We start from the raw sequence: 20,723 nt of genomic DNA, 5'->3' as shown, positions 1-20,723 counted from the left end.
CCATGCGATATCGCCTGACGACGCCGGTCCTGCCGGCGTTTTTTATTGTTTTTTCCGCCTTGCTGACTGGCTGCAGCAGCACACCGCGCGCCAATGGCGAGGATGCACAGAGCAGTGCCAAGGGCACCGAAACCGCGGCAGACGGAAATTCCGACGGCCACGATGCCGACAATGACCAGCCCGCGTTCGACCTGACCGTGAAAGCGCCCGATGATGTCAGAAAGTACCTGGAGCAATACATCGACCTCAAGCGCTACCGCAGCTTTCCTGGCCTGCAGCTGACCGAGTTGACGCGGCTTTTGGGCAGTGCGGACGAGAACGTGCGCGAGCTGCTGGGCACGCTGGGCTATTTCAGCCCCGAGATACAAATTGATGTATTCGATACAGGTGCAGCGCCTGCGGGCAGCGGAATATCTGCGGCAGACAGCGAAGCCCGCCCGCAGATCATCATCTCAGTCACTCCCGGCGTACAGACCAAGGTGGCCGATGTGGCACTGGACTACACCGGCGCCGTGACGGAGGAGAAGAACTTCGCCAGCCGGCGCGAGCGACTGCTGCGCAACTGGGACCTGCCGCCCGGCACCGGGTTCACCCAGAAAGGCTGGGACAGTGCAAAGTCCGAAGGCCTTCGCACTCTGCAGCGCCGCCGCTACCCCACCGCAAAGATCGAGTCCAGCAAGGCCGATATTGACGGCGACACCAACCAGGCCCGGCTGTCGGTGCACTACGACAGCGGGCCGCTGTACAAGTTTGGCCCCCTGTCGATTGAAGGCGCCGAGCGTTACGACCCGGTCGGTACTGCCCGCATTGCGCGCTTGCCTACCGGCCGCGACTACAGCGAAACCGCCATGCTCGATGCGCAGACGCGGCTGGCCGCAAGCGGCTACTACGATTCTGTCTTTCTGACGCTGGACACCAACACCCAGACACCCGAGGCGGCGCCCGTGATTGCCCAGGTGCGCGAGGCCAAATTGCAAAAGGTGGTCTTCGGTATCGGTATGTCCACCGATACCGGCCCGCGCCTGAGCCTCGACCATATCCACAACAAGATGCCCCTGCTGGGCTGGCGCGCGGTGAGCAAGCTCTCGTTCGAGCGCGACAAGAAACTGATCAGCACGGAGTGGACCGACCTGCCCGGCGAAGACGGCTGGGCGGACTTTGCAGGCGGCGAAGTCAAGCGCGAAATCAACGGCGACTTCACCATCAACTCGGCCCAGATTCGCGGTGGTCACAAGAAAAGCACCGACCACATCGACCGCAGCGCATTCCTGCAGTACGACTTCTCGTCTTCCGTACAGGGCCTGGAAAAGATTCCATCCAGTAGCGCCATCAGCGCCAATTACGGCTGGACAGGCCGCTACTTCAACAACAACACCAATCCCACGCGGGGCTACGGCATTGCGGCAGAACTGGGCGCAGGCTTCACCCTCACGCCTCAGCGGGACCCATTCATGCGCGCCCTGCTGCGCTGGCAAGGATTTGTACCGGCCGGTACGGTGACCGCGCCCAATGGCAGCTCGCGCGGAGCGCGTCTCGCCCTGCGGGCCGAAGGGGGCGCAATTCTGGCCAAGGATTCTGCAGTCATTCCTGCCACGCAGCTTTTCATCACCGGTGGCGACACCACTGTGCGTGGCTATGGCTACAAGCAGATTGGCGCCAGCGTTGCCGGCGACAAGGTCTACGGCGGCCGCTACATGTACGTGGGCAGCGTTGAATACCAGCGCCCTCTGGTGCGCAATGGCGAAGTCAGCGACTGGGAATCGGCCGTGTTTGCCGATGTGGGCTCGGTAGCCGACAAGGTCGGCGACATGACCCCCTACTGGGGCATTGGTACGGGCCTGCGCTGGCGCAGCCCGGTGGGCGCACTGCAGGCCGATGTGGCCTACGGACTGAAAGACCAGCGCTTTCGCCTGCATTTGCGCCTGGGATACAGCTTTTGACCATGGCAGATACCTCTCTCTCCACGCCGCAGGGCAGCCAACCAACGCATCCGCCTCTTCGTAAGAAAGCAAGCTGGGGCAGACGCATTGTGCGCTGGCTGCTATGGTTTTTTGTATTGATCTTCGTCGCAATCGCTGCATTGCTGGGCGGTGCCTGGTGGTGGAGCGGGCAGGATGACTCACTCGCACGCGTCATCGCCATCGCGCAGCGCTTCCTGCCAGCAGACCAGAAGCTGCAGGCCACCGATGTGCGCGGCAGCCTGCGACAAGGCGGCAGCATCGGCAATCTGCAGTGGAGCAACCCCTCCATCAGCGTCGACATGAGCGACGCCACCATTGGCTGGACCCTCGACAATATCTGGGATCGTGAAGTGCGCCTGGCACCGATCCACATTGCCCAGCTCACCATCACGCCATCCGGCATCGAGCAACCCAAGGAGCCTACCCAACCGCTGGAGCAGTTGCCGCTGCCGCTGCGTGTGCTCGATATTCCCTTCTCCGTGGATCAAATCGTCTGGGCGGCCGCCCAGCCCATCACCATCGCCGGACTGCAGGGCCACTACCTGTATCAGAGCGACGAGCACCGTCTGCAGGTCACCAGCGTGCAGGCCTTCAACGGCAGCTACCAGGCCCAGCTTACCCTGGGTGCACTGGCGCCGATGGAACTCGATGGCGAGCTGCGCGCCCATGTAGACCAACCGGCTACCGCACAGCTGCCAGCCATGTTGGCCGATGCCACTGCTAACGTCACCGGCAACCTGGCAGGTGCCGACGCCAGCCTGCGTGTGGTGGCCCAGCTCAAGCCCCAGATTGCGCCGCCATCGCCGACAGACAGTACAACTGCCGCGCCGAAGAACGCCCCAGCCAAAGCCGCAGGCAATACGCCGCGCCATGGCCAGGACCAGACCGCGCAGGCCCTGGCCAAAGCCCCCCCCATGCAGGCCGATGTGGATGCCACCATCTACCCCTGGAAACCCTGGCCGGTGGGCCCCACGCAGGCCACCGTACAAAGCATCAACCTGGCAGCGTTTATGCCTGGCCTGCCCACCACCCTGCTCAACGGCAAAATCGCGGTGACCGAAGCCCAGGCCGATGCACTGGCCAAGGCACAGGCAGACAGCCCTGCGCCCGCCCTGGCCGCCCCGCCAGCAGATGCCGTTGCACCTGCCCTGCTGCCTGTGCCCCTCGACATCGCCGTCGATATCGACAATGCCCTGCCCGGCCCGCTGGACACGCAGCGCCTGCCCATTCAACACCTGCAAGCCCAGGCCTTGTTTGATGGCCAGCGTATCGATGTGCTGGATGGCACCACCGTGCAACTGGGCGACGGCCGCCTGCAAACCGCAGGCCACTACCGGCTGACAGACCACCATGCTGCGCTGCAAGCCGAGCTGCAGGCGCTGAACCCGGCGCTTATCGACACCCGCGTGGACAGCGCACCGCTCTCCGGCAAGCTGACCGCCCAGTCGCAGGACGACGCTATTGTTTTTGACAGCGACATACGCTCCAACCGTGCGCCAGAAGCACGAAGCACCAAGAATCCAAAAACCACGGCCCGCCTGCCCATCGACCGCATCATCGCCAAAGGCCGCTGGAAAGCGCCCGAGCTGCAACTGCAGAGTGCGCAGATCGACGCGCTGGGCGCGCACCTCAGTGCCGAGCAGCTGGTTGCCAATATCGAAAAGAGAAGCGGTGCAGGCCGCGTAAGCGCACAGGTGCCCGGCGCCAACCTGGACATCCAGGCCCAGGCCACGCCGACCCAGGGCAAGGGCGAAGCGAGCCTGAAGCTGGCCAGTGCAGAACAGTTGATGCAATGGCTGCGCAAGGTGCCCGGCGTTGCCGAGGCGCTGCCTGCAGACTTCAGCGCACAAGGCAGCCTGGAGGCCAAGCTGCATTACAGCGGTGGCTATGGCGATGCATTGCGCCAACTGCAGCAGGCCGGCCTCCTCGCCAAACTTCCCGAAGGCATGGCAACCAAAGGCGCACAACCATTTGCGCTGGAGGCAACCGTCAACACCCCGCAGCTCACCGTGCGCACCAGCAACAATGCCGAGGACAGCTGGCAACTACGCAACACCCAGCTGACGCTGACCGGCAACCTCGCCAAGGTGCAGGCCGATCTGCAAACCGAAGCGCGCCATGGCGAGCAGCAGTTTGGTGGCCAGATCAAGCTGGCGGCCAGCAGCAATGCACAGCAGCAGTGGACGGGCAGCCTGAGCCAGCTGCAGGCCCGCGCCACGCTCCCGCCCAACAAGGAGCCATGGCAGTTGGCGCTGCAGCAGCCGCTCGATTTCAAGCTGCAATTGCCCCAAGGCAAACAAGCACTGACCGCCAGTACCGGAACAGGACAGCTGCACCTCACTGGCCCGCAGGCTGGCACCGTCGTGCTGCAGTGGAACCCGCTTCAGTTCAGCCAGGGCGCGGACAAATCCGTGCAATTGCAAAGCACCGGCAGCGTGCAAGGCCTGCCACTGCGCTGGGCGCGCGCCTTCCAAAAGCCTGACGCCAACCAGAACCAGGGCACCAGCCCGCTCGATTCGGACCTCGTCGTGCAAGGCCGGTGGGACATCAGCACCACCAACGGCCTCAACGCCAGGCTGGAAGTGGAACGGGCGAGCGGCGACTTGCGCCTGCATGTGCAGGGCAGCCGACCCAAGAGCGTCACCTTCCACTCCAGCGGCAAACAGGGCAGCCTTGCCAAGGCGTTTGCCGAACAAAAGGAAACCATCACCGCCGGCATCCGTACCGCAACCGTTGCCCTGACCGTGCAGGACCGCCAGGTACGCGCCAATGTGCGCTGGGATTCTGCCAACGCGGGCGAGCTCAATGCCGATCTGCAGACCGCGCTGCAGTTCGAAGGCAAAGACTATCTGGCTGCAACCGTCGCGCCCGACGCCCCGCTCAGCGGCACCATCAAGGCCCAGATGCCTGACCTGGGCATCTGGGCCAGCTTCGCCCCGCCTGGATGGCGCGTGGCGGGCAGCCTGGGCGCAGACGTGCAGCTGGCCGGCAACCTGCGCGATCCGCGCTGGAGTGGGAGCCTGTCGGCCGACAAAATGCATATCCAGTCGCAGCTCGATGGCGTGGATCTGCGCAACGGCACCCTGCGTGCCCAGCTCAATGGCAATGAACTGGCACTGCAGCGCCTGCACTTTGACGGCGGTGAAGGCAGCCGCGCCCGCATCATCGGCTACAGCGGCAACCTGACTGAAGCCCCCGTCGACGGCGGCACCCTGGATGCAACAGGCACGATCCGCTGGAGCATGCCCGAAGATGGCGGCAAGCCCGACATCACCATGGACATCCGAACCCAGGCCAAGGCCCTGCAGGTACTGGTGCGCGCCGACCGGCAGGTCAGCATCTCAGGCGATGTGCGCAGCCAGCTGCAACAAGGCCAGATGCGCATCACCGGCGACCTGCGCGTGGACCGCGCCAGCATCATGCTGGCCAACGAATCCTCGCCCACCCTGGGCAGCGATGTGGTGGTGCATACCAAGGCGAGCCGTGCCGCCGCTGCCGAAAAGGCCAAACAGGAGGCGGCCCAAGCCGCCGAAGGCAAGGCCAACGAACCCGCCGGCGGCATCACCCCCGCCAAGCCCATGCTGCTGGATGTGAAGCTGGATCTGGGCAACGATTTTGCGCTGCAAGGCTATGGCATCACCACGCGCCTGCGCGGCACGCTCAATGTGCAGAACGCAGGCGGCAACGGCATCGGCATGCCCCGCATCACCGGCGTCATCACCACAGAGGAAGGCCGATACCGTGCCTGGGGGCAGGTGCTGAATGTGGAAACCGGCCAGATCCGGTTCAACGGCCCCTACAACAACCCATCGCTCGAAATTCTGGCGCTGCGCCCCAACATCTCGGTCAAGGCCGGCGTGCAGGTCAGCGGCTCAGCCATGGCTCCGCGCGTGCGCCTGTACTCCGACCCGGAAATGCCCGATGCCGAGAAAATATCATGGGTGGTCATGGGCCGCGACCCCGCCGGCGGCGGCGCCAGCAGCGCCATGATGCAACAGGCCGCCCTCGCCCTGCTGGGTGGCGGATCAGGTGAGAGCCTGACTGGCAACATCGCCAAGGGCCTGGGCCTGGATGAAATCGGCCTGGGGGGCGACAACGGCTCTGCCGGCCTGTCGCTGGGCAAGCGCCTCTCCAAGGACTTGTATGTGACCTACGAAGCCGGTCTGGGCGGCACCCTGGGCGCGCTCTACATCTTCTACGATTTCACCCGCAACCTGCAACTACGCGGATCGGCAGGCGTGACCAGCGCGCTGGACCTGATCTACACGCTGCGTTTTGACTAGGACAGCCACAACACACAACGGAGTTTGCCCGGCACCTGCCGAACACCACCTACAATAGCTGCTTGGTCACCCTCCCTGTAGTTCAATGGATAGAACGAGTGCCTCCTAAGCGCTAGATACAGGTTCGATTCCTGTCGGGGGGGCCAATTTTTCTTAATGAAATCAATTGGCCTGTCTTTTTCCAGGCCCTCCGGGGACATGCCGGGGACATGGATGCTGTATACATACACAGTGAATCCGCAACGAAATTAGCCACCCTTGAGGTGGCTTTTTTCTGGAGAATTGATGCATGAACACCAACGAAATTGAACTGGCCGACAGCCTCAAACATGGAGCTGCCATGCTCATGGAGACTATGAATCAAGCCGAGCGCGAGCTATTCGATTCATTCCTGGGGTTGGTGGCAGGCGCGCTCCAGGTCAAAGACAACGAGATTGCAGCGCTCAAGGCGCAACTGGGCGACACGCCTCGCTCATAGGCCCGAAAAATCAACATGAGGTGTCGACTAGGGCTCGACAGGGAAAGTTTCCAAATTGCGAAATTTCGCAAGCTGCAGGGGGATCGCCAAACGCTACCCCCTTCCAGCCGGAATAATTTCTAGAATATTTTTCGCTGGAAATTTCACCGCCTTGTGTCTGGCGTCAGCTCGATAGTCCGCACATCATCACTGCTCAAGCCATCGCGCCCAGGCTGCAACCAATGAATCCAGAGCCCTTTCATCCAGGCCAGGGCGTAGAGCACGCTCACGGCGAATATGCCCCACTGCTCAGCCTTCCATGAGGCATAGAACCAGAACGGCTGCCCAAGCATGCCGAAGATGCAGGCCCACCGCCTGAACGCCTCCGAGCGCGCCTGAGACAGCCAGGCAGCAGCAGCCCCGAGCACAGCAATGGCGATCTGATCTATCTGCATAGGCACACCCCGAATCACTGGATAAAAGAACAGTATAAATAATTTGAGAAAGTAAGCATTTTTGCTTGCATGTTTACGCATTAATGTTTATACTTCATTCCATCGAAACAACGGAAAGGTGGTCGTGAAGCAAAGCGAATTCAGACGGTATCTAGCATCGCTAGGCGCTACGTTCCAAGAGGGAGCCAGACACACAAAGGTCTACCTCAACGGCAAGCAAACAGTGATGCCAAGACACCCAAGCAGAGAGCTGATGGAAGGCACCAGAAAAGCAATCCTGAAGCAGTTAGGAATCAACGAATAGGAGGCAGGCCCGAAAGGGCCTAGCCTGAATTCCTGAGCTTTGCGACCACCTACCGAGAGACAGAATGAAATACCCAGCACTTTTTACTGAAGCGCCAGAGGGTGGCTATACCGTGACATTCCGGGACATTCCCGAAGCAATCACCGAGGGCCAGACTCTTGAAGAGGCGCGCGAGATGGCAGCAGATGCATTGCTGACCGCCATGGACTTCTATTTCGAGGACGGGCGAGCCGTACCCGATCCATCTGCACCCGAAGCCGGGGAGGAGCTTGTTGCCCTCCCCCTTTCGGTATGGGCAAAGGTGCAACTGCTCAATCTGCGGATCCAGAAGAATGCACGGCCAGCCGACATTGCGCGCGCCATGGGGATCAAGCCCCAGGAGGTGACGCGCATCCTCGATCTGCACCACGCGACCAAGATTGACACCTTGGCCGCCGCTTTCCATGCCATGGATTCCGAGCTGTCCATTGCAGTGATTCCAGCAATCTGACTGCACAAACGAAAAAAGAGCCTCCCCAGTGCCGTAGTGGCGCCGGGGAGGCATATTTCTTTGTGCGAGGTATAAAGCGTCATTGCCACTTACCGAAAAGAGGGTTTCAATGGCTGATTTGAACTTCGAACTATGGGCAGAGATAGATGAAGATGGATTCGTCGCACTGGTATCCCCTGATTCTTATCGCGGATTCATTGGCGAAGACTGGACATTGGATCAATTGATTCCGTGTTTGCTAAAGAATTTGAACATTGGCTCTCTCTTCATTGTTCATCCAGGCCCTGATCTAGCCAATGAACCTCTGCGCATTTCGACAACCCGTTCTGATTCGACCGCCTTGAGAGAGGCATCCTCTCTCATCAAGGTTGGCCAGGCTGGAGCTCAATTAACGGACTACACGCAGCTAACTATGGCAGCACAGTTCGCTGAAGAGCCGCCAGCAGCTAACACCCATCTAGCTCTGCCCATCCCATCTGGCGTTTATCAAGTTACCCTGCGGCAATTCGCTCTAAGCTACGAAGACGGCGTAGACCCAGCTGCGGAACTCATTCTTGAACCGGTTGCGACTGGTGAAGTTGAACAGGGATTCGAGGCTATTCCTTGGTGGGCACCAGACCAGGAGCATTGAGCTGCGATAGACTGGAATTCCTATCGGCTATTTGCCCATGCAGGCTTGGTTACTGTCCTCGCCGCTCAATCGGCCCCCTCTGCTCAGCACAAGCCCTAGAAGCGAACCAACGACCGAACATGACATGGAAGAACAAAAACTTCTGGCAGGTGTTCTTGAGCTGGCCCAGCTACATCAAGGCTGTGTTCGTTGCCTTTGTGATGCTCTGGGTTGGGCTGTTCTGCACGCTTAGGCTGGGGTGGCTTTGAGTGCGGGCTCGCTATGCTGCGATAGCCGCTGAGATGCGAGGTCTTTTTGCCCCTTCATTGGGATATGGCGCCACACACCGACCGCTATTCGTCTGATAGCCTACCGCCTTAAGCAAAACAATCACTCAATTTAGAACAATGGACCTAGAGTTCAAGCGACTCACCGAAGTCAGTCTGCAAGACATCATCTCGCTCAACAACCACCCTGACGTGTTGCGCCAAATGCCTCTTGGCAGCCCAGATTTTGATGAAGTGAAGGCGAAGGTATGGGTGAAACAGAAGGATGCTCAGTGGGACAATCACGGCTATGGCCCTTGGGCATTTTTCATTGATCATCAGTTTGCAGGCTGGGGCGGATTGCAATACGAGGAAGGCGATGCTGATCTCGCACTTGTACTTCACCCGCACTTCTGGGGAAGCGGCAAAGTTATCTACGAGGAGATCGTCAAACGCGCATTCACAACCATGAGGTTGGGGTCCATAACCATTCTTCTGCCGCACTCAAGAACAAGAATCAAAGGGGTAGGAAGACTGGGATTTCAGCCCGATGGCGAGGTTGAGTTCGATGGTGTTCGCTTCCAGCGTTTTCGCCTCCTTGCACCCACTACTCCAGAGCATTCGGCCTGAGTATTGCCGACCTTGACCCAGAGCAAAGCGCCCTCCCCAGCCTTGCCCTACCATCGCCTTGCCTCTGGGAGCGGAGGCACCATGCTGTAAGTGCTTAGCCCGCTGCACGCGGGCTTTTTTTCGCCTTCGTCTTGATGAGGCCTAGGACTGCCTTACACACAACTTACAATATATCAACAATCAAGGATTGATTGTTGATATATTTGATTTATGATTACATTGCTTCGAGAGGTGAGATGGAGAAGCAATTTGGCGAAGTCCACGCTACAGCCCGCATCATGCGGGCTTTTTTTTCGCCTAGCGGTGGCACAGAGGTGACAAACGCAAACCCCAGACACATAGCTTCACGCTACTATTACGTCAGTGCTTTACGCCGAGTTCGTGCTCTCCTCCCTCCCTCTCTCATAACTTGCACGAGATCCTTGCTCCCTCAAGGTCGGCTTTTTATCCCGCGAACTTTGCTGCCCTCAAGGTGGCATTTTTTTGCCTGTGATGTAGCATTTCCGCAGGAGGACGACATGATCGAGCAACTAGACCCCTACATCAAACTGTTCCGTGCTCGGGCCGAGCACCTCGACGCGGAAGGCGCACCTAGTGATCCAGATGAACCCCTGGTATTACTGGCCAGCCTCATGGGCAATGAGGAAGGCGCCCTCTCCGAGCATGCAATGAATGTGCTTACGGAGATCGGGGGGCAACTCTACCGAGAAGGCATGCGACGAAGACTGGATCGCCTGGCTGAGAAATAGCCTCCAGACGTAAGTCTTTGTGTAATCAGGATTTAGGGGATTAAAGAGAGTACTGTGGGCCTAGGCAATCCATCTCGATTCGCCGCAATAGACCGGAGGTCTACATGTTCAAATTCTCAGCCTACCCTCCTGCATCTTTTTGGGACAAAACCAAGATGATGTTCAAGATGACTGGCATCCCATCCCCGCAGGAGCAGGACAAAAAACCGCCCTCAGACAAGGAGAAGCAGGATCAGGAGCAAGGTCAGCAAGTCTCTCCTTCCTTGGCATTCAAGCTTGCTTAAACGCGCTCCAACACACTCCTTATACCGCCTCCGGGCGGTTTTTTATTGTCCTCTGCACGCCTGATCATCCGCATCACCGCTCAACCCGCGCTCAATGTTCACCTGGTCGCACAGCGCTGCTACTTCGGCGTCTCGCTGCTTAAGAGCGCCTCCGAGTTCCGCGACCACTCCGACGCCTTCTGCAAGCTGGCGGTCGAGGGCTGAGGCCTTATCTGCAAGAGCGCTGCGGGCAGTGGAGTCGGCTTTGGCTTGCGCGCGATAAGTGGCGGCTCTGCTGTCGGCGCTGAGCTGCAGCCGGTGAGCGCGCTCAAGCTCAGAGCGCACATCAACAGCAATGCCAGTCTTGAGTGCTGCCAGGCGGTCAGCGTTGTAGATCGTGTCTTGTGCATGTTTGCTCTCCAGTTGGGCGGTTTTGGCTTCGTCGGTGCGGACGGCTTCGGCGCGGGCTGCCACTTCCTGGGCCTGCTCGGTCTTGCACTCGGCCACGTTGGATGCGCCGCGCCAGCCGTTGACTACCCAGCCTCCGCCAAATGACAAAGCGGCCACCAGGGCCGCTATCGCTAGTTGAATCTGTAGTGGCATGGCTCAGCTCATGATGAAATGGAAGAAAAGCCAGAACGCACCCCACCCGGGCGCGCCAGCAAGACAGGCTATGAATGCGAAGAACAGGAGCATTACAGACCCTCCTCGCAGATCTCGCCGTTCGCGTCGCCTCGGGTCTTGAGCCCAGGCAGAACGGTTTTCACCCCATTGACCGTGCCCACATTCCAGCGGGTGTTCTCCCGGCATGCGGCCACCACATCACCGGCATTGGCCTTGCGCAGTAGCGAAGATCCGGCCAGCGCTGCCTCGCCCTTGTTATGGATGAAGTCGATGAAGACTGCCTGCTGCCAGACTGTGTAGCCGCCCCATAATTGGAAAAGCCGCTTTGCAGCGGCTTCGGATTTGAGGTAACGGGCCTTTTCAAGCCGGTAGCAGTCTCCGGGCGAGTAATACCGCCCTGCAACCACCTCCGGCCCGGTGATGCCGTTGCACACGGTCAGCGGCTGGCCTTTGCCCACCTTGTCCACGTAGGGCGTGCCAATGTGGCGGTAGCTGCTCTCGTAGTAGCTGCCCATGACCATGGCCACCTTCACAGCATCGCTGTTGCCAGGGTCTACGGCCACTGCCTGGATGTACTCATTGCGCGCAGCTTGTGCGATTGCTGCAGCCTCTTCGCGCTCGCCCAGCACATAGCCACCGCCCCCGCCGACACCCAGCAGCATCAGCGCCAGGAGGCCATTGCGCAGCGGTTCAGGAATTTTGCTCATCGCAGCCTCCAAACTGGCAAAACCACTTGCCCCAGCGCCAACGGCACAGCATCCGGCAGAGCTTGCGGCCCAGCTCCGTTTCTTCCCGCATCCACTTGCGCGCGTAGTAGCCGATCTGCACCAGAAGCAACACGATAGTTAGCGCCATGATGATCCATTGGCCAGTCAACATAAACACCGCCTGCCCAGGTACTTGTCCAGCCAGTCCCATCAAAATGTCCCTCGCCTCGGTAGAGTTCATTCTTTGACCCTCCAGAAATGAAAAAACCCGCCGAAGCGGGGGTGTGTTGTGTGTTGCAGGTCAGAGCGCCTGGGCGTAACCAAAGAGAAGCTCTAGATCGGCTTCACTGAGCCCCAGCCCAGCAGCGAGCATCAGCATGGTTGGGCTATCCGATTCGATGGCCGCTGATCCATCCCAATCCACTTTTGCCCGGTAGCGCGCGTCCTCGTCAGGAATGGCTCCAATCATTGCGTCGATCTGATCGCCTTTGATGCCCTTCAAGTCGAACAACGCTAATAGGGCCTGCCGCTTGGTGACCGTGATCCGCGCCGCATCCTTTGCTGCCTGCTCAGCTGCCAGACGCTCGGCCTCGATCTGATCCAACTCCGCCTTGCTGAGCTTGACCACTTTCCATTGCTGCAACCAGCCGTCTGACGTGTCCTTAGGCGCAATCTCGACTGCTTTGTGAGTCGCCGGGCTGTGCGCTGGCTTCTCTGTGGCGATGACAGCGACAAATGGTTCATGCGGCGCAAAGGGCTCAGGCCAGACAATAAGGAACTCTGACTGCGCAAAATATGAGCGCACATCCCCCTCGGTCAGGCCAAAGTCGCCAGTTTCAGTGTTGTAGAACATATTGATCCTTAATTGATTGCACTGCCTTGGCGCGTGCCGTTTGCTACCCAAGTCACATAGCTATTGCCGTCAACATAGGCTCCAGCCGCTATGCCAGCGCCGCCAGCGAGGTAGTTACCTCCATAGCCACCAGTGCCGGTGTACGACCCCGAACTTCCTGGGCCACCTGCCTGGCCGACTGCCCCGCCAGTGCCTCCGGTGCCGCCGTAAGCGGTAGCAGTCCCCGATCCTGATCGTTCTGTATAGCCAGTCGTACCAGCCGCGCCGCCAGTTGCGCCAACTAGCGTGACAGACCCAGACGTAGAAAAGCCCTGACCATTACCACCACTGCCCCCGAAGGCATCCGCTTTATAGTTAATTGGGTCGTATGTCAGCCAGACACTTGCTCCACCACCCGTACCGCCTTTGCCTCCGCCGCCGAAGATCGTGCCAGAACTGTTGTCGATGCGGATGCGGGTACGGGTGTAGAGTCCAGTTCCGCTGTTGATGACCCCGCCGATCCGGCCCTTGTTGATGATCGTCAGGCAATCATGTGGAATGCCGGAAATGCTCAAATTGGCTACGTCCACCCCGGCATTGATCGTGCAAGTTATCAGGCCATAACCATTCCAGCCACGCGCACGGGCCAGAGCCGCAATGTCGGGACTGCGCACTGTCGCCGCAATGGTTATCCCCACACTGCCGCTGCTCATCATGAGGTTTCTTGCCATCATGATTCATGTACCCCGCCAATGAATGCGTCCCACACAGCTCCGTCATATCTCGGGACAAATGTCAGGGTCAGACGCTGGAACGGCCCAACTGTCGGCAACGAAGCGCCAATCGGCAGACGAATTGGGGTGCCAGAGAAGCTTGCACTGAACGCACCAGTGGGAATAATCCGCAATGTGAGCTGATCGCCAATATCTCTCGGCGCTGGCATCACTATGCTGGTGTTCTGATACAGAGTGATCGTCTGGATCGATCCGTTGCTAAAGCTGATATTGGTTGTAGCAGAGCGCGCCTCAAACAGCGCATGAAACTCGATCAAAGCCCGATCACTGAACAAACGCTGCCATGGGCTCCAAGTGGAATCTTGCAGTTGACGCTCAAACACCCATCCCTGCTGACCACCTGCCAAAACCTGTGAGGCGCGCTGCGTCTTGCGGATTGATGTGCCGTATGTGAACACGTTCCAGCATGAACTTGCAAGCGTAGTCGGCCAGTCTGTACCCGCTCCAGTTGCATCAGCAAATGTCGCCCACCCAATGGGAGCCGCGGACATTGGCGTAGCCTTGGTGTAGGTAGGGCCTGATGCCTCTACGAGTCCGACAACATCCCCAGTGCGACCGTTGACGGAGCTAACTCGGGCAGTCTGGTTGACCCAAGCCGTGCTCACTCCCGGAACTTCTGCTGCGACGTTGGACACATCGCGCATAAGCAGCCATACGCTGTTGTTGTGCTGCACAGTTGCAGGACGAGCCAAGGGTGTTGATTTCCACGCAAACCTGACCCACCGGGGATGCGGACGAAAACTTGGACTACCAGGAGGTAGTTCATGTATTCCTACGAAGATCGAATCCGAGCCGTTGAGCTCTACATCAAGCTGGGCAAGCGCGTCAGGCCCACCATCCGGCAGCTGGGCTATCCGACGAAGAATTCTTTGAAGGGTTGGTACAACGAGTACCAACTCAAGCTCGACTTGTCCGCTGGCTACGCAGGCCGTGAACCGAAGTTCTCGCAGGCGCAGAAGGCCGCAGCCATCGAGCACTACCTCACCCATGACCGATGCATCGCGGCCACCATGAGGGCGCTGGGCTACCCCGGTCGTGGAACGCTTACCAAATGGGTGCGTGAGGCATTCCCTGAGGCCAGAAGGGCTCTGGTTAGCAGTGTGGGTCAACGAAGGTATCCCGAGAGCTTGAAGCAAGCGGGAGTCATGGAGCTTTGCACTCGGCAGCAAAGTGCGCAAACAGTGGCTGATAAGTTCGGCGTATGCCGGCCAACGTTGTACAACTGGAAGAACCAGCTGCTGGGACGTGAGGCACCCGCATCAATGAAACACACCGATCAATCACCGCAGGAGCGAGAGCGCGAAGAACTCGAGCGCCAGGTTGAGATACTGCGCCGCGAAGTCAGGCAACTGCGCCTTGAGCAGGACCTCTTGAACAAGGCCAATGAACTGTTAAAAAAAGGTCTGGGCGTCGATCTGCAGCTCCTGTCCAACCGGGAGAAGACACTGCTGATTGACGCCCTCAAGGAGCACTACCGCCTGCCAGAGCTCCTCGCACAGTTGGGTCTTGCACGCAGCTCGTACTTCTACCATCGGTCCCGCACAGTGGTCGGCGACAAGTACCTTGTGGTGCGCCAGTCCCTTACCGAGATCTTTGAGTCCAACCACCGCTGCTACGGCTACCGCAGGCTGCAAGCCTCTCTGGCCAGAGAGCAAGGCCCGATCTCCGAGAAAGTGGTGCAGCGGCTGATGAAGCAAGAGAATCTGGTCGTCGCAAAGCCCAAGCGGCGCAGGTTCGCGTCCTACCTCGGCGAGATCAGCCCGGCACCAGATAACATCATCAACCGTGACTTCCAGGCGGCCACCCCAAATGAAAAGTGGCTCACGGACATTACAGAATTCCAGATCCCAGCAGGCAAGGTGTACCTGTCACCCATCATCGATTGCTTCGACGGCATGGTGGTGAGCTGGACCATTGGAACGAGCCCGGACGCAGAGCTGGTCAACTCAATGCTGGATGCAGCTATTGAGACAGTGGCAGACACAAGCGATCGTCCAGTGGTCCACTCTGATCGTGGTGGCCACTACCGTTGGCCAGGCTGGCTCTCTAGGATGAGCGAGGCGAACCTCACCCGCTCGATGTCTCGCAAGGCCTGCTCTCCTGACAACGCGGCTTGCGAAGGCTTCTTCGGCCGCCTCAAGAACGAGTTGTTCTATCCTCGGGACTGGAAGGGCACGACCATCGAGCAGTTCATTGAGGTGGTCGACTCGTACATCCGCTGGTACAACGAGAAGCGGATCAAGATATCCCTTGGCTCTCTCAGCCCTGTTGAATACCGGGCGAGCCTTGGACTTGCGGCGTAAACCAGTCCAAGTTTTTATCCGCATCCCCTCCCGGGGGCTACTGGGTCATTTCTGCGTGGAAATCAACACAACATTGCTCCAAAGTTGTTATAGGTATGGAAGCGCAGAGCCTTCGTTGGCAAACTGCTCTCCATGAAAACGCAAACCACCTCTACCGCCCGCCGCCAGCAACTGCTTGGCACTCCGTTCCACACCAGCACGCGATCAGCCTTGAGCATCAACATCGACGAAGCAGGCAAGACAAATCGCTCGCTGCGCACTTCGACGCTTGAGCTGCGCTGGATAGGTGGGGAGATCGACATACGCTGCCGGGCTAGTGAGGTTCAACTTGTGAAGGCAAGTCGCTAGGCGTGAGCGGGCTGCTGGCGCACGCCGTGCCAGGGAAAACTAGGCGCAAGGTCTTCACAAAGAATCTTGTTGCCCTTCTCTGCAGTGGCCAGTTCAATCAAAGGAGCCCAGGAATCAGGCATGGGGCGCTCTCCCTTTTTGATCTGGTTGATGAACTGCGCAGGCTTATCGATTGCCCGCGCCAGAGCGGCCTCGCTGCCAAAAACAGCAATGGCTTTTAGAAAATGAGGGTTAGGTGCTTTCGCCATGATGCGCTTATGATACAGCATTGCTGTATTAAATCAAGCATTGGCTGATCGACGCTATGCAAACGAGAATACAGTGATGCTTGATTCACCACCATCCGACAAATCCACCTCTGAATTGGTGCGGACAAGGCTTGCTATTGCTTTTGCAGCATGGAGCCCCACCAGCGGGAAGAAGACCAAAAAGCACTTAGCAGAACTCTGCGAGGAAATATCTCTGCAGACATGTTCGCCACAGACTGTTCAGGGCTGGTTTTCTACCGGCCGCATGGATAAGAAGTGGATACCAGTGCTGGCTTCCATCTTCGGCGTGGACCTGCTGACAGGACGTTCTACAGAATCACCAGTTGAGACAACCAATGTTGCCTTGGCGCCAGCGCTGGCCCCATCACGCCTGATCCCTGTTGTTGGGCATGTAAAGGCCGGACCGGACGGATTCCTAGAAGAGCTGCAGTACCCTGTTGGCCATGGGGAGGGGTTTGTTGAATACTGGGTCAAAGACCAAACGGCCTATGCTGTACGTGTGAAAGGCGACTCCATGCACCCACGTTACCGAGCCGGTGAGTTCATTGTGGTTACGCCAGGAATTGAGGCGTATCCTGGTCGAGACGTTGTGGTGAAGCTCGCTGATGGTCGCAAGCTCCTCAAACAATTGAACTGGATACGCGATGAGGAGATTCAGCTACTGAGCATCAACAACGGATATGCGCCCATGACCATCTCCAAGGATGAGATTGAGAGCATTCACCGTGTTGCAGGAAGCGTTCCACCAGACGCATTTGTCCCGGCATAAGCATCACTCCAGCCTTCAAAACAGCCGCCAACCCAGGCGGCTTTTCTTTTTTCACAAAATCAAGCAATGCTGTATTTTTTAGTCAAGAATCGTGTATCGCTTGATTTAATACAGCAATGCTGTACATTACACCCGTCGCAGCAACAACCGCGATCACTCTACTGGAAGGAAGGCGTGCCGAAAGTGGTTCAAGGCTCTAGCAGAGCCGGTGATGCAGGAAACCCAGATGTTCTGGCTCTTTCCAGCAGCAGGTAGTTGCACCAGGCGATGGATGCCAGTGATCGCGCCAGCACTCCTCAAGGTCTTTAAAAGTCTGCCCTGCCGATGTTGCTTGCCCTACCTGTGGGGCATTCGTCCGGCTCAATGCATCTGCGGGCATGGCCGCAGCTCTGTGCGGTGCCCAGCCGTAACCCTGCAAGGTTGAATTTGGTGAGGGGAAGACGCCCGAGAACAAAGACGGTCATGCCACTTGGAATCGTGGCAAGCCCTTGGCGACAAGGCAGGGGCGAAACCAAAGCGCTTTCCCACGAGGGCGTTTTGGTTTGCAAACGTAAGCCCAGCAGGGTCTTTCCCTTCAATCATGACGAGTGGCGCATACTGCGTAGGACTTTGAGGCAACGGACCTTGTGTCAAATATCCTTCCACCCTTGATTTAAGGAGCAGAAAGCCATGGGGCACACTTCCAAGCCACAGCACCCTAACGCCCTGAGCAAAGAAGAGGCACAGGCGCGATATGACAAAGAACACATCTCCTACCCAGATGGGAAGCCAGATACACATCTGACATGGATTGGCAGGCCAGCTTATGTTGGCAATGAATTGTCTTACAGAGGCCAAGCACAGAAAACCATCGTCACGCTTAACAGTTCGTAGAGCAATCAGTGCGCCCTCTGGGCGACATCAGAGGGAAAACACAAGGCGCTTCAAACGAGGCGCCTTTTGTTTTTTACAAGGAGTGATCATGCAAGGTCATACATTCACCGTTGCCGGTTCGAGCGACTACCCGGTGTGCGACTGCTGCGGCAAAACGAATCTGATCCGCGCTGTCATCGTCCGCAATGAGGAAGCTGAAGAGTTCAATGTCGGCTGCATCTGCGCGTCGAAGCTGTTGCGCCAGATGTACAGGGGCAAGCGCCATAAGGTCAGCCCTGATGCAGTGCTCTCGATGGGGAAAGCGGCAAGTGCTTCGGAAGCTTGGAAGCAGCGCAACGGATGGCGACCATCTCACTTGGTGGTCGCATGAGCATCGTCAAGCTCAATGATTTGCGCAAACAGGCCGAGCGCACCAAGTACAAAGACATGGTGCTGGCAGCTTTCGACGCACTCACTCCCAAGCAAGAGCAGCGGAAGCAAGCAGGAAAACCGCAGCGACTGGACACTGACGAAGAAGTCCGGCGCAAGGCCAAGCAAAAACTCTAACCCCCAAGCGCCTTACTCAGGGCGTCCCTTGAACTCAGCACGCATCCGGGCGGGAAACCCAAGCCAGAGGGCTTAGGCTTCAAACCAATCAACATCGAGTGATATTGAGTAGTTAAGCCTCTTTCCTTCTGCCCCTACTCCGCCCCACCCTATATGTGCATAGCACGAAGTCACTGAAATCCCCAGGGCAGCATTTTTCAAAGCAAGCCGAAAATCTACTGCGTCATCACGCGACAGGTAGCCAACGTGCTCACCCTCAATGGCTACCATCACTGCATTTTTGTCATGTTTGTTCCCTTCCTCAGGAACAAGAAACGCAATGCAATTTCGATCTGCTTGTTCACCAAATGAATTCTGGGCAACTCGAAAAATATTGGCCGTGTAGCTTCCCTCTCCAACCACTGCGACCGCTATGCCACTTGGCCAATGTTTCCTGGTGTTCAGATTCTTCAAATTCCTAGCTTGCACCACAAGCTTATTTTTTGTGGAGCTCTTTGCTGGCGTCCTTCGCAAAAATCTCCTTATGGCCTCATAGATCAGCCAACCGAAGAAGGCCGCCAGCAAAATTTGACCGGTGTCCATCCTCGCTCCTTATTTGATGCAGTCCTAGGTAGGCTACACCAGTTCCTGCGCATAACCAGCCTGCAAGGACTAACGCTAGCCCTTGTTACGAATTTAAGAAGACTCTCAGTCTCGAGCCGTGTGTTAACTCAAGCCTGAAGTTGAAACACTTTCGATAGTTCTTATGGGCGCAAGGTAGGCGCGACAAACACCAGTTTGTCTAGACGTTCATACTTGTATCGGCCCCACAGATCCAAGCGCCCCCTCCTCCGAACTTGGCTGGCTCTCTTGCGGCCGCTGATCAGATACATTCGAAAACAGCTCAAGTGTGCCGTTTAAGGTCATTAAAAGGAGTACTGTGGAACTAGGCGATCCATCTTGATCTGCCGCAATAGACCGGAGGTCTATATGTTCTCGCTTCTTGCTTACAAACGACAGATGGAGTTCTGGCGCGACATGCGCGAAATCTTCACGACGCCCATCGACAAAATGGAACCTCTCTTTGCTGAAGTTAAGAGTCCTCAAAAACAGCAGCCAAAGGATGATCGGGCGCGAAACAAAAAACGGAAAACCGAACAGTGAACAGATGCAGAGAGCGCCATTGAGGCGGTTTCAGTATCCGAGAAATCGGCGCCCGCCCTTCAGCGAAATCAAGGGCAAAACCCAAGCCGTGTGATAGGCATCTCTGCCTTCCTGAAATTTGAGCAAGACTTTGTACAAAGAAGGCAAATGTTCACAGATGCGGGTCACGCTGTGAACCGACGGGTCATCCCGACCCGTCACACTAGACCGGAGGTCTATATGTCTTTCACAGACAAAACCATCTTCAACATTCGCGAAAGAAACGCGATCCCCAAGGAAGATGTGGACAGCCGTAACGTCTCTGATGACGACTACATCTTTCATCAGCCATTTCGCACAGTGGCTGAGCCAACGCAAGATTTGCCAAAAAGCATCTACCACACAAAAATTGTGCGCCTCTTGCAGCAGGCCGCTGCAAACAAAGCAACGAGCTAGTTGTTTTAGGAGATGAATATGTTTGTATTTCCACTTTTAACGGGAGGTTCTTTTTGGGCCAGCCTCAAAAACTGGACTTTTCCTTGGGCAGGCCCTCTGCCCGACCCTCTCGACCAGGAAGATACTCTTCTCAGTGATCAAGAGAACAAGGATCATGAGCAAGATCAAAAAATCAACCGAGATGCATAGCGTCTGACTAGCGCACCGCGTTAGTCACGCATTGCAGGCCACCTAAGGGTGGCTTTTTTATTGTCCAAAAGCAGAAACAAAGCCATGCCTGAACCTACCCCTACCCCTCCCAAGCGCTGCGGAAGCTGCGGCGCTCCCGTAGAACGCGAACCAGCACCATGCGAAGGCCTGCCATGCGGTCATTGATCAACCCACTGAGATGAACGGAGGCCCTCAATGGCTGAACAACTTTCCCTTGCATACCGCCTCTTCAAGATGCGCCGCTGGGCTGGTGCCAAGTGGTCCACCGCCGCGCGCTGGGCCTGCAGCCTCGTATGGCGCAACACACGCAACGAATGGGCTGAGCGCCGCGCCCGACTGGATCGCCGCGAAGAAGTTGAGCGCGCTGCGCGTCAGCGCCTGTAGATCGAATTTAAACCACGC

General features: G+C 57.7%; 27 protein-coding genes and 1 tRNA gene. 19 read left to right on the top strand and 9 right to left on the bottom strand.

Translation table 11 applies throughout. The annotated features are described in order from the left end of the window. Window positions 1-2: 2 nt before the first annotated feature. The 4 genes from LAD35_RS03890 to LAD35_RS03875 all read left to right on the top strand — a co-directional run bounded on the left by LAD35_RS03890 (window position 3) and on the right by LAD35_RS03875 (window position 6,722). A complete protein-coding gene (locus tag LAD35_RS03890) occupies window positions 3-1,940 on the top strand; it encodes a BamA/TamA family outer membrane protein (RefSeq protein ID WP_224151401.1) in 1,938 nt (645 codons plus the stop codon). Between the two features lie 2 nt (window positions 1,941-1,942). Further along, a complete protein-coding gene (locus LAD35_RS03885) occupies window positions 1,943-6,244 on the top strand; it encodes a translocation/assembly module TamB domain-containing protein (protein ID WP_224151400.1) in 4,302 nt (1,433 codons plus the stop codon). Window positions 6,245-6,315: 71 nt separating this feature from the next. After that, window positions 6,316-6,390, top strand: a tRNA-Arg gene (locus LAD35_RS03880). Window positions 6,391-6,533: 143 nt separating this feature from the next. Further along, window positions 6,534-6,722, top strand: a complete 189-nt coding sequence (locus LAD35_RS03875; RefSeq protein WP_224151399.1) for a hypothetical protein — start codon at window positions 6,534-6,536, stop codon at window positions 6,720-6,722. Window positions 6,723-6,865: 143 nt separating this feature from the next. Here LAD35_RS03875 and LAD35_RS03870 read toward each other — a convergent pair whose 3' ends face one another. Next, window positions 6,866-7,156 (bottom strand): hypothetical protein, encoded by a 291-nt coding sequence (locus LAD35_RS03870; RefSeq protein WP_224152576.1) that lies wholly within the window; start codon window positions 7,154-7,156, stop codon window positions 6,866-6,868. 118 nt (window positions 7,157-7,274) lie between these two features. On the opposite strand from LAD35_RS03870, the gene LAD35_RS03865 reads away from it, so the two are divergent. From LAD35_RS03865 to LAD35_RS03840, 6 genes are all read left to right on the top strand, one after another. Next, entirely contained in the window at window positions 7,275-7,460 is a 186-nt protein-coding gene (locus LAD35_RS03865) for a type II toxin-antitoxin system HicA family toxin (protein ID WP_317986729.1), read from the top strand. A gap of 64 nt (window positions 7,461-7,524) precedes the next feature. Next, window positions 7,525-7,950 (top strand): type II toxin-antitoxin system HicB family antitoxin, encoded by a 426-nt coding sequence (locus LAD35_RS03860; RefSeq protein ID WP_224151397.1) that lies wholly within the window; start codon window positions 7,525-7,527, stop codon window positions 7,948-7,950. A gap of 109 nt (window positions 7,951-8,059) precedes the next feature. Beyond that, window positions 8,060-8,581 carry a hypothetical protein gene (locus LAD35_RS03855; protein ID WP_224151396.1) on the top strand — a complete coding sequence of 174 codons (522 nt, stop codon included), beginning with the start codon at window positions 8,060-8,062 and terminating at the stop codon, window positions 8,579-8,581. 386 nt (window positions 8,582-8,967) lie between these two features. Beyond that, a complete protein-coding gene (locus LAD35_RS03850; RefSeq protein WP_224151395.1) occupies window positions 8,968-9,456 on the top strand; it encodes a GNAT family N-acetyltransferase in 489 nt (162 codons plus the stop codon). A 518-nt stretch (window positions 9,457-9,974) separates the two neighbouring features. Continuing rightward, on the top strand, window positions 9,975-10,205 hold the full coding sequence (locus LAD35_RS03845) for a hypothetical protein (RefSeq protein WP_224151394.1): 231 nt from the start codon (window positions 9,975-9,977) through the stop codon (window positions 10,203-10,205). 104 nt (window positions 10,206-10,309) lie between these two features. Further along, a complete protein-coding gene (locus LAD35_RS03840; RefSeq protein WP_224151393.1) occupies window positions 10,310-10,489 on the top strand; it encodes a hypothetical protein in 180 nt (59 codons plus the stop codon). A gap of 42 nt (window positions 10,490-10,531) precedes the next feature. On the opposite strand, the gene LAD35_RS03835 is transcribed toward LAD35_RS03840, so the two are convergent. The 6 genes from LAD35_RS03835 to LAD35_RS03810 form a co-directional block, all read right to left on the bottom strand. Beyond that, window positions 10,532-11,071 (bottom strand): hypothetical protein, encoded by a 540-nt coding sequence (locus LAD35_RS03835; protein WP_224151392.1) that lies wholly within the window; start codon window positions 11,069-11,071, stop codon window positions 10,532-10,534. Window positions 11,072-11,163: 92 nt separating this feature from the next. Continuing rightward, complete coding sequence (locus LAD35_RS03830) at window positions 11,164-11,799, bottom strand: lysozyme (protein WP_224151391.1); 636 nt, start codon at window positions 11,797-11,799, stop codon at window positions 11,164-11,166. After that, window positions 11,783-12,040, bottom strand: coding sequence for a hypothetical protein (locus tag LAD35_RS03825; protein ID WP_224151390.1), 258 nt, complete (start codon window positions 12,038-12,040; stop codon window positions 11,783-11,785). The genes LAD35_RS03830 and LAD35_RS03825 overlap by 17 nt, the downstream gene beginning before the upstream one ends. Before the next feature lie 60 nt (window positions 12,041-12,100). Further along, window positions 12,101-12,652, bottom strand: a complete 552-nt coding sequence (locus LAD35_RS03820) for a hypothetical protein (RefSeq protein WP_224151389.1) — start codon at window positions 12,650-12,652, stop codon at window positions 12,101-12,103. Window positions 12,653-12,660: 8 nt separating this feature from the next. Further along, window positions 12,661-13,329: a hypothetical protein gene (locus tag LAD35_RS03815; protein WP_224151388.1), complete on the bottom strand. Its 669-nt coding sequence runs from the start codon at window positions 13,327-13,329 to the stop codon at window positions 12,661-12,663. Between the two features lie 32 nt (window positions 13,330-13,361). Continuing rightward, window positions 13,362-13,916: a hypothetical protein gene (locus LAD35_RS03810; protein WP_224151387.1), complete on the bottom strand. Its 555-nt coding sequence runs from the start codon at window positions 13,914-13,916 to the stop codon at window positions 13,362-13,364. Window positions 13,917-14,189: 273 nt separating this feature from the next. On the opposite strand from LAD35_RS03810, the gene LAD35_RS03805 reads away from it, so the two are divergent. Together LAD35_RS03805 and LAD35_RS03800 are read left to right on the top strand one after the other, a co-directional pair. Beyond that, window positions 14,190-15,728: an IS3 family transposase gene (locus tag LAD35_RS03805; RefSeq protein ID WP_224148987.1), complete on the top strand. Its 1,539-nt coding sequence runs from the start codon at window positions 14,190-14,192 to the stop codon at window positions 15,726-15,728. A 132-nt stretch (window positions 15,729-15,860) separates the two neighbouring features. Then, on the top strand, window positions 15,861-16,076 hold the full coding sequence (locus LAD35_RS03800) for a hypothetical protein (protein WP_224151386.1): 216 nt from the start codon (window positions 15,861-15,863) through the stop codon (window positions 16,074-16,076). On the opposite strand, the gene LAD35_RS03795 is transcribed toward LAD35_RS03800, so the two are convergent. Beyond that, entirely contained in the window at window positions 16,073-16,345 is a 273-nt protein-coding gene (locus tag LAD35_RS03795) for a transcriptional regulator (RefSeq protein ID WP_224151385.1), read from the bottom strand. The genes LAD35_RS03800 and LAD35_RS03795 overlap by 4 nt on opposite strands. 55 nt (window positions 16,346-16,400) lie before the next feature. Here LAD35_RS03795 and LAD35_RS03790 point away from each other — a divergent pair, with 55 nt between their 5' ends. The 3 genes from LAD35_RS03790 to LAD35_RS03780 all read left to right on the top strand — a co-directional run bounded on the left by LAD35_RS03790 (window position 16,401) and on the right by LAD35_RS03780 (window position 18,533). After that, window positions 16,401-17,114: a S24 family peptidase gene (locus LAD35_RS03790; RefSeq protein ID WP_224151384.1), complete on the top strand. Its 714-nt coding sequence runs from the start codon at window positions 16,401-16,403 to the stop codon at window positions 17,112-17,114. A 961-nt stretch (window positions 17,115-18,075) separates the two neighbouring features. After that, window positions 18,076-18,357 carry a hypothetical protein gene (locus LAD35_RS03785; protein ID WP_224151383.1) on the top strand — a complete coding sequence of 94 codons (282 nt, stop codon included), beginning with the start codon at window positions 18,076-18,078 and terminating at the stop codon, window positions 18,355-18,357. Next, on the top strand, window positions 18,354-18,533 hold the full coding sequence (locus LAD35_RS03780; RefSeq protein WP_224151382.1) for a hypothetical protein: 180 nt from the start codon (window positions 18,354-18,356) through the stop codon (window positions 18,531-18,533). The genes LAD35_RS03785 and LAD35_RS03780 overlap by 4 nt, the downstream gene beginning before the upstream one ends. A gap of 72 nt (window positions 18,534-18,605) precedes the next feature. On the opposite strand, the gene LAD35_RS03775 is transcribed toward LAD35_RS03780, so the two are convergent. After that, on the bottom strand, window positions 18,606-19,115 hold the full coding sequence (locus LAD35_RS03775) for a hypothetical protein (protein WP_224151381.1): 510 nt from the start codon (window positions 19,113-19,115) through the stop codon (window positions 18,606-18,608). A gap of 387 nt (window positions 19,116-19,502) precedes the next feature. On the opposite strand from LAD35_RS03775, the gene LAD35_RS03770 reads away from it, so the two are divergent. The 4 genes from LAD35_RS03770 to LAD35_RS03755 all read left to right on the top strand — a co-directional run bounded on the left by LAD35_RS03770 (window position 19,503) and on the right by LAD35_RS03755 (window position 20,705). Next, window positions 19,503-19,676, top strand: a complete 174-nt coding sequence (locus LAD35_RS03770; protein WP_224151380.1) for a hypothetical protein — start codon at window positions 19,503-19,505, stop codon at window positions 19,674-19,676. A gap of 219 nt (window positions 19,677-19,895) precedes the next feature. Continuing rightward, window positions 19,896-20,111: a hypothetical protein gene (locus tag LAD35_RS03765; RefSeq protein ID WP_224151379.1), complete on the top strand. Its 216-nt coding sequence runs from the start codon at window positions 19,896-19,898 to the stop codon at window positions 20,109-20,111. A gap of 18 nt (window positions 20,112-20,129) precedes the next feature. Then, window positions 20,130-20,300 (top strand): hypothetical protein, encoded by a 171-nt coding sequence (locus LAD35_RS03760; RefSeq protein WP_224151378.1) that lies wholly within the window; start codon window positions 20,130-20,132, stop codon window positions 20,298-20,300. Between the two features lie 216 nt (window positions 20,301-20,516). Beyond that, window positions 20,517-20,705, top strand: coding sequence for a hypothetical protein (locus tag LAD35_RS03755; RefSeq protein WP_224151377.1), 189 nt, complete (start codon window positions 20,517-20,519; stop codon window positions 20,703-20,705). The last annotated feature ends 18 nt before the right edge of the window (window positions 20,706-20,723 follow it).

The sequence above is a fragment of the Comamonas odontotermitis genome (genome assembly GCF_020080045.1).
In the GTDB taxonomy this organism is placed as follows: domain Bacteria; phylum Pseudomonadota; class Gammaproteobacteria; order Burkholderiales; family Burkholderiaceae_C; genus Comamonas; species Comamonas odontotermitis.
The sequence above is the reverse complement of the archived record's forward strand: the minus strand, read 5'-3'. Positions and strand labels throughout refer to the sequence as shown.